The organism is Hyphomonas sp. GM-8P (assembly GCF_003263315.1).
GTDB lineage: Bacteria > Pseudomonadota > Alphaproteobacteria > Caulobacterales > Hyphomonadaceae > Hyphomonas.
The window spans coordinates 130,554-143,601 of the sequence record NZ_AWFE01000127.1 but is presented as its reverse complement, the minus strand read 5'-3'; the positions used below and the strand labels follow the sequence as shown (position 1 = coordinate 143,601).

Sequence of the window (13,048 nt, the reverse complement as noted above, 5' to 3'; positions counted from 1 at the left end):
CGGAGGCGGCGGAGGTGGCGGCGGAGGCGGAGGCGGCGGAGGTGGCGGCGGCGGAGGCGGCGGAGGCGGAGCTGCGCCGAACGCCCAGCGGAGCCCCACAGTCGCTACGTGATCCGTGTAGGTGCCGTCGTAATCCGTACCATCCGAAGGATTGCCAGCGAATTCCAGATCGTCAGCAACAAAGTACTTGTAGCCGAGATCCAGGGTCAGGCGGTCGGAAACTTTGTAACCAAGACCGAGCAGACCTTGGTAGGCAAGCGTCGTATCGGTTTCGTTGAAGCCGTTAACCGCAGCCCAGTTGCCAGCGGTGCCGACATTGAGGTTGCTGGCTTTGGCATTCAGACGTGCACCGCCGACACCAAGACCGATATACGGCTGAACTTTACCGGCACGATTGAAATCGTAGAAGCCGTTCAGCATGAAATCGGCGATTTGCAGGTTACCATGCGGATCTGACGCAACGCCTGTCACACCCATGCCGAAATCGGACGGAACGTTGAGTTCACCGCCACGGTAGCCCAGCGCACCTTCAAGGCGGAAGCCATTGTCAAAATTGTAGCCGAGCCCCAGCTGGCCGCCGAGCATCTCGTCGGAATCCGAGCTGCCCTGGAGCGAGCCAGGCACATCTTGGGTCACCGGATCGTGGTCCAGCTCACCAGAGAATCCATATTGGACATCAGCGCGGCCATACCAGCCGTCGTCCGCGTGGGCGGCGAGACCAGCCGTCGCGAACGCGGCCGCGGCTGTCGCGCACATAAGAGTTTTCTTCATACTCAATCCCCTTTTATGTGCCGAATGACGGGATTGTCCTCGGCCGCAGGTTCATACGGGCAGACTGCCCGATGATTCCTGATTAAACTCAATTTACTCTCGCTGCGAGCCCCTTTAGGAGTGAAGGCCCCGAAACGGCAGGGTTTTTCCACCCACCGCGTCCCTTTTGCAACAGATTGTATCAAGTGCGTCAAATTACGCGCGGGACAGAAATTCGTTCCATGGCGCACGGGATAAATGAGGTTTGCACGTGATATTTGTGGGAGAGATGGTACCGCCTCCCCGGTTCGAACGGGGGACCTCTAGATCCACAATCTAGCGCTCTAACCGACTGAGCTAAGGCGGCACTGGGGTTGGCAGATACAACCCATAAAGTGAGGATTCAAGCGTGACCGGCAGAGGTTGGAGCCGAAATCCCCTATTATTCCGTCAGACTTTGGTGACCTGTTCGAATTCCAGATCCACAGGTGTCCCACGTCCAAAAATCGAAACGGTTACCTTGAGGCGGCCATTGGCTTCGTCGATCTCTTCGACAGCGCCTTCGAACCCCTGGAAAGGACCGTCGTTGACCTGAACCTGCTCACCAACCTCGAACGAGATTTTGGGACGCGGACGATCGGCATCCGAATCAGTCGCAGTGCCAAGGATGCGATCCACTTCACGCTGGCGGACAGGGAGCGGCTTCTTTCCACCTTCGGCACCGAGGAAGCCCGACACTTTCGGCGTATCCTTCACGAGGTGGTACACATCGTCAGTCATGACAGTCTTGAGGAGCACATAACCGGGGAAGTGCCGGCGCTCGACGGTCTTTTTCTTGCCGCGCGCGACCTCTACCACTTCTTCAGTCGGAACCTGAATGTCCTCGATCAGATCAGACAGCCCCTTGCGCTGGGCTTGTTCCAGAATCGTTGCCGCCACCTTCTTTTCGAAGTTGGAATAGGCATGGACGATGTACCATTTCGCTTCAGCCATGGGGCCAGCGCACTCCTTGAAATACGTCGGTCACCAGCCCTTAGAGGCCAGTAATCGCTTTAACAAACAGGTTGATCAAGAAATCAGCGGCAAACAGGAAGAGCGCAATGAGGACTGACATCACGACAACGAAAATCGTTGCCTGAACCGTCTCCTGACGCGAAGTCCAGGTCACCTTGTTCCCTTCCGCGCGCACCTGGCGCAGGAACGTAAAGGGCCCGACCCGTTTCTTCTTAACCTTATCGGCCATTCCGACACTCTCTTGAAAAGCGGGGAGTTAGCGGTTTTGAGCCGCTACGTCCACGCCTAAACTACACCAATTTCAATGTGAAGGCATGTGAGGTGCCTGATAGGCTCCTGCAAGGCTGTCTTCCGAAACTGCAATATCAAAGTGACAGACGACCAAACTCCCTGGCCGGCCGGCCAGCCACATCGACCTGAACCGCAAATAAACTGCCGGACAATGGCCGGGCATCCAGCTGAGGAAAAGTCATTCCTGCTCTGGCTGTTGTAATGAACATAGTCCTGAAATCCGGTCCTCCAAACGCGACGCTGGTCGGACGCGGCGCTGCAAGAATGATGACCTGGTCGACTTCTCCACCAGGTGTGTATCGAACAACCCGCGATGCGCCCCACAGGCAAACCCAAAGGCAGCCTTCCGAGTCAACCGCCGACCCGTCCGGATAGCCGTCAAATTCATATGTCGATGCAAACACCCGACGTCCACTCAAGGAGCCGGTTTCAGGATCGAAATCGTATGCCAGGATTTCCTGTTCGGTGCTGTCGCACGTGTAGAAGGTACGCCCATCAGGCGAAAACTGCATCGTGTTGGTGACCATGACAGATGGCAGGCGTAACTGGGTGAGCGTCTGGTCGGCGCCATATCTGAAATAGCTACCGCGTGCCTCTTTCTCGGCATCATCCATGGTTCCGAACCAGAATGACCCATCTGGAGCGACACCGCCGTCATTAGTGCGGTTCCCTTCCGGCTCACCCTCAATTTTGAGAATCCGGTCATATACCTCCGTAGCCGGATCGTAGACCCCTATTTCCTGGTCCCCAACCATCAGAAAATTGCCTTCGTACAACGCGAACGCACTCGCGCGCAAAGGCAGGTCGTATCGGCGAGTATTGCCGGTCCGGGGATTGTAACGATGCAGTTTGGCGCGCTTGATATCGACCCACCAGAGAAACCCCTCGGTCTCACTCCACACCGGGCCCTCACCCAGCACACACCCCGTCGGGGCGACGCATTCCGGCGCCAGCATCATCCGATCAGCCCTGCCTCTTCCGCCAATTCAAACAGACCGTCCTGTGTCGCTTCTTCCGCAGAGCATTCGTCAAATTCGGCGCCCAACGTGTCCAGCGCCAGACGATAGGATTCCATGATCGCTCCATCAGCAACGAGCGTGAGCTCATCTCCCGGATCGTAGTGCGCCGCAATGTCTGCTCCGATCAACAGTCCTGTGAGCGCCGTCTCATGATACTTTGGATCCAGGACGCCTGTCATGCGCGCTGCGCGCACAGCGAAGGGTGATGCCGCATCATCCGTATCCAATGAATATTCCACCCATTCCCGGAATATGGCCTCACTGAATTCCTGCTCAACGCCCTCAGGCGTTTTCAAGCCGCCATTAGCCAGCAACAACGCTCGTAACTCACCCGTCATTTCCGTTGTGAATCCGAGGATCCGTCCATGTTCCACCGTAACATGTTTTGTATGAGTTCCCGGAATACACACGGCGCCAATCGGGTCTTCAAGCGCGAACAGTTGTGTTTCCTCCCCTCGCATCACATCGGGCGGTGAGGCCTGTTTCAGCCCCGGAACAATATGTATGCCGTTCGACTGCACGAGGTGGCTCGGCAGGTCTGCAAGCATCATCGGAACAGGTCGGTGACCTGTATTGTGGATGCCTTGGGTTCCACCGATTCCACCGCAAGCGATGATGGGCACTTCCGGCCATTCGCTGAGCCATTCATTGATGTGGAACTTGAGGCGCCCCATCGCATCGCCGGAATGGGTGAGAATACCGTCCGGCACGGAAATTCCACCTATGACGTCCCCTTCTTCGTCAAACGCCCAGGCACGAAAAGTCGAGGCGCCCCAGTCGATGCCGATGAGAATAGTACGATCTTTCATGTATGGCGCCCCGTTATTGGCTTTGAAGATCTGCAGAACACAGGTCGCATGCCTTCACGTCTCTTGCACCGCCGGGAAAGTCAATCCATTCCGGTAATGTCGTCAACGCCGCGATCGCGGCGCATCATGGTCAGAACCAGCCCCGCAAAATCAACAGGAACGGCTTCATGGATCCATCTACCCTGTCACGCCACCAACGCGCAGCTGACGAATTCGTTCGCCTGCTTGAGATCATGGCCCGCTTGCGTAGTCCTGAAGGCGGCTGTCCATGGGATCTCGAACAAACGTTCAAGACTATCGCCCCCTATACCATCGAAGAAGCTTATGAAGTTGCGGATGCCATTGAGCGAGGTGACATGACTGAACTTCGGGAAGAATTGGGTGATCTCCTGTTCCAGGTCGCCTTCCACAGTCAAATGGCTGAAGAGGAAGGCGCGTTTGAAGCCGCAGACGTTGCGGCGGCCATCAACGAAAAGATGGTTCGGCGCCATCCGCATGTCTTTGTGGCGTCCGACGAGCGTTCCTCCGACGATCAGATCGTGGCATGGGAAGTCGTGAAGGCTGAAGAGCGCGCTGCCAAAGCCAAGGAGCGAGGAAACGCCAGCGCTCTGGACGGAGTCGCCCTTTCCCTGCCTGCGCTCCTCCGCGCCGAAAAGCTTCAGAAACGCGCGGCCCGCACGGGATTTGATTGGACCGAAGCGGACCAGATCTTCGACAAGCTCGAAGAGGAAACGGAAGAGGTCAAAGAAGCCATTGCATCCGGTAATGCAGACGCGGTCATGGATGAGATCGGAGACTTGTTGTTTGTTGCGGCAAACCTTGCCCGCCGCCTGAAAATCGATCCGGAAGCTGCCCTTCGGCAAGCCAATTCAAAATTTGAACGCCGTTTCCGCGCCATGGAAGCCTTGGCCGCCGATCGAGGTGATGACTTCAGCCAGCTAGATCTCAATGCGCAGGAAAACCTATGGCAGGCGATCAAAAAAACGGAGGGGAAGACTTAGTCCGCAGCTTCTATTTCGATCATGGGAAACTCGGACCGAAATTGCCCGAACCGGTCTGTCTTCAGCCGGACGGTCATCCATGAATCGGCATTATCCTGAACTTCGTCAGCGAGCACTTCTCCGTTCCGGTGCAGCCAAGCGCGGGCACGTCCATCCTCGGGCCTTAACAAGACCCGCACTTTCTTGGCGCTGCGGAGCAGCCCTCTCTCAATCGCTGCCTGCAGATCATCCATTCCCTGACCGGTCACGGCCGAGACCAAGACAGCGGGATGTTCTTCCTGGGTCTCGGCGGATAAAGACAACGCTTCTGCACGTTCCGGCGGCAATAGATCCGCCTTGTTCCAGGCTTCGATCATCGGCGGCAATGGCAGCCCGGTTTCCCGCTCAAGGCGGTCCAACACGCGCAGAACGTCTTCAGCCTGCTCCGTGTCCGACGGACTGGATCGATCCCTCACATGCACCAGGAGGTCTGCCTGCATGGCTTCTTCCAGGGTCGCCTGAAAGCTGTCGATAAGGTGTGTGGGGAGATCCGTGATAAAGCCCACCGTATCAATCAATGCCGCTTCCCCGAGCGTTGGCAGATCGAGGCGCCGGATCGTCGGGTCGAGCGTTGCGAAAGGCATGTCTTTCGCAAATACGTCGGCTCCGGTCAGGCGATTGAACAATGTCGACTTGCCAGCATTGGTGTAGCCCACCAGCGCAACAACCGGCTTACCGCTTCTTTGTCTGCCTGCGCGCTGGACCGCGCGTGTTCGGCGCACATCGTCCAGTTCGGCTTTGAGACGAACGATCTTGTCATCCAGCATCCGCCGGTCAGCTTCCAGCTGGCTTTCCCCCGGCCCTGAAAGGAAGCCACCGCCGCCACGTTGCCTTTCAAGGTGTGTCCATGTCCTCACAAGCCGGGAGCGTTCGTACAACAGACGGGCCAATTCGACCTGCAGCCGGCCTTCCTTCGTTCGCGCTCTGAGACCGAAGATCTCGAGAATGAGTCCGGTGCGGTCGATAACCTTCACGCCAAGCTTTTTCTCGAGGTTTCTTTGCTGAACAGGTGTCAGAGCGCCATCAACCACCGCAAGCGTGCAGTGATTGGCTTCGAGGTCATCTGCAAGGCGGTTGAGAATGCCTCCCGACAGGAGTTGAGCAGAATTGACCTGTCGTACATGTTCGGGGCGAAGGAAAGCCAGTTCGCAGCCCAAAGCCTCAATCAGACCAGCAGTCTCTTCCAGCCGGTCTGCAGACGGCCTGTTTGCTGGAGTGAACCAGGGAATGATCGCGCCGGCAATTTCCGGTGCGGGGAGCCGATCAATCAGCTTGTCGCCCAACAGGCTTTATTCCTTCTCCATCTCTTCGTCGAAGAGTTGTACCGGTGCGCTCGGTGCAATCGTGGAGATGGCATGCTTGTAGACAAGCTGCGGCGGACGACCATCGCCCCGCAGCAACACACAGAAGTTGTCAAACCAAGTGACCACGCCCTGCAGCTTCACACCATTCACAAGGAAGACTGTCAGTGGCGTACGCGATTTGCGGACGGCATTGAGGAAGGCCTCCTGGAGGTTCTGTTTCTTATCAGCCGACATAGCAGGTTAGTCCTGTTGTTCTTGTTATGATCGCGGGCTAACTGGATTGAGGGGCTTTCGCAAGGGCCAACCCCATCTACCCCCGCCAGAAACTGACAGAAATCGCAGGAATGATCGCCAGAATCTCCAATCTGCCCAGCAGCATTGAGAAAATGGCTAAAATTGAGGCGGCCTGGTCCAGCTGAGCGACGTGTCCAACGACAAGACCTCCAGAATTGGTCAGGCAGCCAATCGCGAGGCGGATCGAGGACTCCAACGGCAAACCTGTGAACGTGAATCCTACCATCACCAGAAACACAGACAGAATATAAGCAATCAGGTAGACCCAGACGCCGATCACGCTTCGCTCATCCATTTCCCGGTCACGAAACTGGAAGCCCAGTACAGAGCGTCGATATCCCAATTGCCGGAATTCCACGCCTGCCCGGCGTGAAAGCACAATCAATCGGGCGATCTTGACTCCACCTGCGGCAGAAAGCGCCGAGCCGCCGATCAGCGCTGGTAGCACGAAAACCGGCAGTGGAACTTTGTCCCAGGTATCCGCGCTGCCCAATGGCAGGCCTGACGTGGCAAGCGCCGAAATCGACCAACCCAGCGACTCCAGGAAGCGTAGACCTGAAGCAATTGCCATCACCGTAAATATGCACACGAGCAAAGCAAATACTCGAGTTTCCGGGTCTGTAACCGCCTGCAACACGCGGCGTTCCCTAAGCGGAAGCGCGACCGCCAGGCCGAGCGCTCCGCCCATCAGGCCAATTGCCAGAATAACGTCAGCTACCGGTCCGGCATTCGCCCGACCGTACGGCGCGGGATCGACCAATCCGGTCGTCCAGACGCTCACCGCGTCAGACAAGGCGCGCCCGGCGGATACGCCCGCCAACTCCAGCGCCAGAACCGTGACCGTAATCGATACCACCATGATGAGGACCACCGATCGCGCGACTTTCGGCACCGCATCAAAGAAACTTGTTTCCGGCATCACAAACAGCACGCTGCGGTGAATGCCGGGTCCGCCGAGATTCAACGCCGCAAGCACGCTTGCCGCCATGATGATGGAAGCTGCCCCGCCAAGCAGGTGTAATGTTCCGCGCCAAACGATCAGGCTTGCGGGCCAGCGATTGCCTTCTACGGCGATGACAGACTGACCTGTCGTTGTCAGGCAGGCTGTGGCCTCATGGATTGCCTGGAGCAATGATGCGTTCTGAACCCCAACCACGAATGGCAGGCAGGCGGCGACAGGTGCCAGGAACCACCACAGAAGCGCCAGACCAAGCGCATCCGATGGCCGGGATTTCTGGCTGGGCTGGGGCGTCAGGAAAAGGATACTGGTACTGATGACGCTGATGCCCAGCACCATGGCGAGAAATGCAAAAACCTGCTCATTCTCTCCGTAAGCCAGCGCGGTCAGGATTGCCGGCACGCTGGAGCCGGCGAGGATCAGCATCACGAAGGCCAGGATGCGGACGACAGATGCGTAATTCATCTGCCTAGAAGAAGTCCGGACTAACGCGGAAGAATTTCTCCACTTTCCGGACCATCTCATCCTCATAGAACACGATCAGGCGGTCTTCCGTTCGCACCACAGTTTCTGGGCCGGCGATAATGACATTATCTCCGCGTACAATGGCAGCCGCGGTCACACCATCCGGCAGGTCGTCATATCCCGTCGGCTTTCCAATCAGTGATGACGACTCAAGCGTCACCCCCTCCGCCACTTCCGCTTGCCCGTCTTCCAGCGATTGCAGGCCGAGAATGCGGCCACGCCTCATGCGCAGGAGAATCTGCGAGACAGTCAGGGCACGAGGATCCAGTACGGCATCCACGCGCATGTCTCGCGCAAGGCCAGCCAGTTCCGTCGCATTGACCAGGGCCAACGTCCGTTTGGCCCCGGCGCGTTTCGCAAGATTGGAAATCAACAGGTTCGTTTTGTCATCATTGGTGATTGCAACGACGAAATCCGCTTTTGAAGCTCCAGCCTCAGTCAGGATATCTGGATTGAGCCCGTCACCCTGGATAACGATCGACCGCTTTACGCCGGCAACAGCGATGTTCGCACGCTCCGGATCATTTTCGATTAGGCGGATACGCTTATTGCTTTCACGCTCCAGCGTCTGGGCGACATACAGGCCGACATTCCCGCCACCGACAATCACGATGTGATCTGAGCGCTCGACATTCCGGTTAAAGATCGAGGTCAGGCGCTCAGCGTGAGAATCCAGGACAGCGATATAGGCGCGGTCACCTGGCTTCAGAACATCGCTGCCTTTCGGTGCACGAACGGTATCTCCAGACCCGATGCCAATTATACGAGCGGACAGGTCCGGGAACAGCCCACGGATCTGATCGACTGCCGTATCCAACAAGGGGTTGTTGTCAGTGATTTCCAGGCCCAACAGACGAACTTTCCCACGGCCGAACGTGGCTGACATGATGGCCCCCGGCGTCCGTAGACGCTGCAGAATCGCCTCACCAACCTCGACTTCAGGCGAGATCACCATGTCGATCGGCAGGCCTTCACGGGAGAAGATATTCTTCCAGGCCGGATCGATGTACGACTGGTCCCGCACGCGAGCAATCTTGAACGGCACCGAGAACAGCGTGTGGGCAATCTGGCAGATCACCATGTTGATCTCGTCGAAGTGCGTGACCGCGATGATCATTTCGCAATCTGCTGCACCAGCTCGCTTCAACACATCCGGATGCGCCGCATGTCCGGTATAGCCGCGCACGTCGAGGTCCGTCGAAACCTGGTCTACCAGCTCCGGATCTTCATCAATGATGGTGATATCGTGCTTTTCGCGCGCAAGACGCCGCGCGATGCCATGTCCGACACGGCCAGCCCCGCAGATAAGAACGCGCATTCCTCAGCCTTCCGCCGACATCAGCTTTCTTGCCGACTCGCCCCGGACGCTACGCCCAAAGCCTTTAATTTTCTATGGAGTGCAGAACGCTCCATTCCAATGAATTCAGCAGTCCGTGAAATGTTTCCGTTAAATCGCGTGATCTGCAGTGCCAGGTATTCACGCTCGAACTGCTCCCGCGCGTCGCGTAACGAAAGACCAACAAGATCAGCGGATCCTGCTTTCGCCGTCTGAACATTAGTGCCCGCATCACGTGGCAATTCATCAACACTTACTGGCCGGCTTGAATCGGATGGTGACAGAATCAGAATCCGTTCCACCACGTTGCGCAGCTGCCGAATGTTCCCTGGCCAATCCATTGATTGCAGCACTGCCATCGCTTCCTGCGAGAATGTCCGCGGAGTGAGGCCGGATGAATCAGCAATACGCTCGATGAAATAATTCACGAGGTCAGCAATGTCGTCGCGGCGTTCGGCCAGCGACGGCACCCGCAGCGGCACGACATTCAGGCGGTAGTAGAGGTCTTCACGGAAGCGCGCTTCTTCAATTTCCTTTTTCAGGTCCTTTGTGGTCGCGGACATGACGCGCACATCCACGTTAACATCCGACCGCCCTCCAACTCGCTGGAAGCGCTGCTCAGTCAAGACCCGTAGGATCTTGCTTTGCGTACCCGGCGGCATGTCAGCAACCTCGTCGAGCAACAGGGTTCCGAGGTGTGCCTTCTCGAAGAGCCCAATACGGGTAGTCCGCCCCTGCGCATCCTCTTCCCCAAAGAGAGCAATCTCCATCTGGTCCGGTGCGATTGTGGCCGCGTTGACCACGATGAAAGGTCCGTTCGCGCGAAGCGAATGGCGATGAATGAGCCTTGCCGCCAGCTCCTTGCCCACACCTGCAGGTCCCGTAATCATGACGCGGGAATTTGTCGGGGCGACTTTCTCAATTGAGGTGCGAAGATTTGCAGCCGCATGACTGTGCCCAATCCAGCGCTCATCATCCCCAGCGCGGTTCCGGAGAGCGGCATTCTCATACTTGAGCGCCGCCGACTCAATGGCCCGGTCGATGAGGTGCAGCAAACGGTCTGTTTTGAAAGGCTTCTCAATGAAGTCATAAGCGCCCCGCCGGATGGCGGCGACAGCCGTCTCGATATTTCCATGCCCACTGATGACAATCACCGGCAAAAGCGGGTCGATGGATTTCAGGTATTTCAGGAGGGAAAGCCCATCCATTCCACTTCCCTGCAACCAGACGTCCAGCACAACGAGGCGGGGGGTCCGTGTACGAACCTCCTCAAGCGCCGCCTCTGCCGTTGCGGCAGTGCGAACAGAATAACCTTCGTCTCCCAGAACTCCGGCAATCAGCTCACGGATGTCGGGTTCATCATCAACAACCAGAATATCTAACGCCATCGTGTTGGCTCCTCTACGCGGACAATCTGTGGAGAGTGTGGATTGACGCCAGCCGCATCTCCATTGGCTGGTTGTATTTGTTCAGTGGCCAAGTCATGCGGCGGCAGCCAGATACGCACTCTGGCGCCGCGCAGGCCGTCCAAGCGGTTCTGCAACGAAATCGAGCCACCATGATCCGCAATAATTCGGTTCACAATCGCGAGCCCCAAGCCAGTGCCCTTTTCCCGAGTCGTTACATAGGGTTCGAGAAGACGTTCGCGCACGTCTTCCGGAAACCCTGGACCATTATCTTCAATGGTGATTTCCAATCCGCGATCGTCTCCGCTCAGCGCAATTCGTATCTGGCCCTGTACGTCCATTTCTTCCGGCATGCCTTCAATTGCTTCAGCAGCATTTTTCAGGAGATTGCCGATGGCCTGGCCAATCAACCGCTCATCCCCTGAATAGGTTGCTTCAGCCGCAGAGCTTTCAAATTCAAAATCTATGTCCGGATTGACCACGCTTCTTGAAAAGCTTGCCTCTTGCAGCAGATCTTTCATATCGAATGGCGCAACGCTCGGCTTCGGCATTCGGGCAAAGCTGGAAAACTCCTCAACCATTCGGCCGATATCACCCACTTGGCGTAGGATCGTATCGATGCATTTTTCAAATACACCGTCATGGTCGTCTATCTTGCTTGCATAGCGTCGGCGCAAACGCTCCGTCGATAGCATGATCGGTGTCAGCGGATTACGAATTTCATGCGCGATACGCCGGGCAACGTCGCGCCACGCCATCTGGCGCTGAGCGTTGATCAGGCGGGTTGTATCATCGAACGTCAGCACGCATCCGCCTGCCGGATCTGGCGCTGTCTTCAAACGGATGTGACGGGTCGATCCGTTCCGGCTAATCTCAATAGAGGCGTCGACCGGCGAATTCCGTTCAAGTGTGTCACGCACATATCGTTCGAATTCAGGCGCAACGATCTCCAGTGCTTCGCCAGACTGAACTTCCTCAATTCCAAGGAGATCACCTGCAGACCGGTTCGCGAGCGTTACGGTCATGTCCGCATCCATACGGATCACGCCGGCGCTGACTTCGGCCAAAAGTGTTTCCACGAAACGGCGGCGATCTTCCTCATCCTCGCGGGCGCGAATAAGAGCGTTTCGCTGTTCTGACAATTGCTCTGTCATCGCATTGAATGACTGGCTGAGCGTGTAGACTTCGTCTTTCGGGCCACTCACCGGGACTCGGACGGTAAGATCGCCGTCACGTACCGTATGCGCTGCTGTCGCCAGGCGTCCGATAGGACCTGTCACTCGACCGGCGGCCTCAAGCCCGAGCCGGCCTGCCAGCAACAGGATCAGCGCGGTGATTTGCGCGTACCCGATTGCGAAGATGGTTTGAAGACGGCCGCTACGCTGCTTGGCGTTCTTGTATTGCGCCAGTTGCTCCTTGGCATCGCCCAACATCGTGAACAGGTTTCGGTCGAAAGGTTTCGCAGCATAGACGTACCCATCTACTGGTTCCGAAATCCTGATCAGAGCGGTGCCAATACCTTGCGGTTCGTAGAGCGTTGTTACCACTTCGCCCTTGCGGGCTTCTTCAAAGGCATCGGGTGGCGGACGCAAACGCACCGGTGTACCCGCATTCTCCTCGGCGATAATTTCCTGGCCATCTGCGCTAACAATCGAGATCGTCACGAATTCACGATACGCCAGCGTCTGCCTGAGGCCTTCCGACAGTGCTGCCGATGCGTTCGCCGCGAAATCATCCCCCTCAATCGCCTGCCCACCGTTCTCAGCCGCCATTTGCGCTTTGACGTCCCGGGCGAAGTTTTCCACATCCAGAGCAGCCAGCCGCACGTCCACATCGAATGAGGTTTCGAAATTGTCGACATAGTCCTGGAAAATCTGCTTGTTCTTTTCCATGACGGCTTCGGCGGTATCGCCGAACCAATTGTCGAGACCACGAGTAACGACTGCGCCCAAAAAGATGCCAACAACCATTGAAGGCACAAGGGCGGAGAAGCCGAACAGCATAACGAAACGCTGAGCCAGCCGCCCTTCTCCTGCCTCGCGCGATCGGCTCCGAATTGCCAGAAATTCTCGGATGACGATCACTGCCAGCGCAAAGATCAGGACCAGGTTCAGCGCGAGCAGCCACGGCGTCGATCCAGCTGTCGGATTATCCGGGTTTACACCCGCAATCGTGATGAAGGTCGCAAACACAGCAACCAGCGCCGCAATGATGAAGAGCCCTTCGAAAAGGGCCCAACTCGCTTTGGGTGCATGCTGGCTTAGTGGGTTCGACAATCTACCGGCTCTATACAGGCCCCCCG

Annotated in this window: 12 protein-coding genes and 1 tRNA gene; 1 reads left to right on the top strand and 12 read right to left on the bottom strand. The window is 57.0% G+C overall.

Going from position 1 to position 13,048, the window contains the following annotated elements:
- The 6 genes from HY26_RS17880 to HY26_RS17855 form a co-directional block, all read right to left on the bottom strand.
- On the bottom strand, positions 1–771 hold a 771-nt coding region (locus tag HY26_RS17880; RefSeq protein WP_233351682.1), incomplete at its 3' end, for an outer membrane protein.
- A 269-nt stretch (positions 772–1,040) separates the two neighbouring features.
- Positions 1,041–1,117, bottom strand: a tRNA-His gene (locus HY26_RS17875).
- 83 nt (positions 1,118–1,200) lie between these two features.
- The gene (gene nusG / locus HY26_RS17870; RefSeq protein WP_034763949.1) at positions 1,201–1,743 is read right to left on the bottom strand and encodes a transcription termination/antitermination protein NusG; all 543 of its coding nucleotides are present in this window, start codon (positions 1,741–1,743) and stop codon (positions 1,201–1,203) included.
- A 40-nt stretch (positions 1,744–1,783) separates the two neighbouring features.
- Positions 1,784–1,993 (bottom strand): preprotein translocase subunit SecE, encoded by a 210-nt coding sequence (gene secE / locus HY26_RS17865; RefSeq protein WP_034763952.1) that lies wholly within the window; start codon positions 1,991–1,993, stop codon positions 1,784–1,786.
- Between the two features lie 136 nt (positions 1,994–2,129).
- On the bottom strand, positions 2,130–3,011 hold the full coding sequence (locus HY26_RS17860; protein ID WP_034764095.1) for an SMP-30/gluconolactonase/LRE family protein: 882 nt from the start codon (positions 3,009–3,011) through the stop codon (positions 2,130–2,132).
- Positions 3,011–3,883, bottom strand: coding sequence for a 2-dehydro-3-deoxygalactonokinase (locus tag HY26_RS17855; protein ID WP_065383330.1), 873 nt, complete (start codon positions 3,881–3,883; stop codon positions 3,011–3,013). The genes HY26_RS17860 and HY26_RS17855 overlap by 1 nt, the downstream gene beginning before the upstream one ends.
- Positions 3,884–4,050: 167 nt before the next feature.
- Here HY26_RS17855 and mazG point away from each other — a divergent pair, with 167 nt between their 5' ends.
- The gene (mazG, locus tag HY26_RS17850; protein ID WP_112074253.1) at positions 4,051–4,884 is read left to right on the top strand and encodes a nucleoside triphosphate pyrophosphohydrolase; all 834 of its coding nucleotides are present in this window, start codon (positions 4,051–4,053) and stop codon (positions 4,882–4,884) included.
- Here mazG and hflX read toward each other — a convergent pair.
- The 6 genes from hflX to HY26_RS17820 form a co-directional block, all read right to left on the bottom strand.
- Complete coding sequence (hflX, locus tag HY26_RS17845; RefSeq protein ID WP_081812998.1) at positions 4,881–6,206, bottom strand: GTPase HflX; 1,326 nt, start codon at positions 6,204–6,206, stop codon at positions 4,881–4,883. The genes mazG and hflX overlap by 4 nt on opposite strands.
- Positions 6,207–6,212: 6 nt before the next feature.
- Positions 6,213–6,461, bottom strand: a complete 249-nt coding sequence (gene hfq / locus HY26_RS17840) for an RNA chaperone Hfq (RefSeq protein ID WP_112074252.1) — start codon at positions 6,459–6,461, stop codon at positions 6,213–6,215.
- 76 nt (positions 6,462–6,537) lie between these two features.
- On the bottom strand, positions 6,538–7,944 hold the full coding sequence (locus HY26_RS17835; RefSeq protein ID WP_065383328.1) for a TrkH family potassium uptake protein: 1,407 nt from the start codon (positions 7,942–7,944) through the stop codon (positions 6,538–6,540).
- A gap of 4 nt (positions 7,945–7,948) precedes the next feature.
- On the bottom strand, positions 7,949–9,322 hold the full coding sequence (gene trkA / locus HY26_RS17830; RefSeq protein ID WP_034763961.1) for a Trk system potassium transporter TrkA: 1,374 nt from the start codon (positions 9,320–9,322) through the stop codon (positions 7,949–7,951).
- Between the two features lie 20 nt (positions 9,323–9,342).
- Positions 9,343–10,728 (bottom strand): sigma-54 dependent transcriptional regulator, encoded by a 1,386-nt coding sequence (locus tag HY26_RS17825; RefSeq protein WP_034763964.1) that lies wholly within the window; start codon positions 10,726–10,728, stop codon positions 9,343–9,345.
- A complete protein-coding gene (locus HY26_RS17820; RefSeq protein ID WP_051599739.1) occupies positions 10,719–13,022 on the bottom strand; it encodes an ATP-binding protein in 2,304 nt (767 codons plus the stop codon). Before HY26_RS17820 ends, HY26_RS17825 begins: the two co-directional genes overlap by 10 nt.
- Positions 13,023–13,048 lie beyond the last annotated feature (26 nt).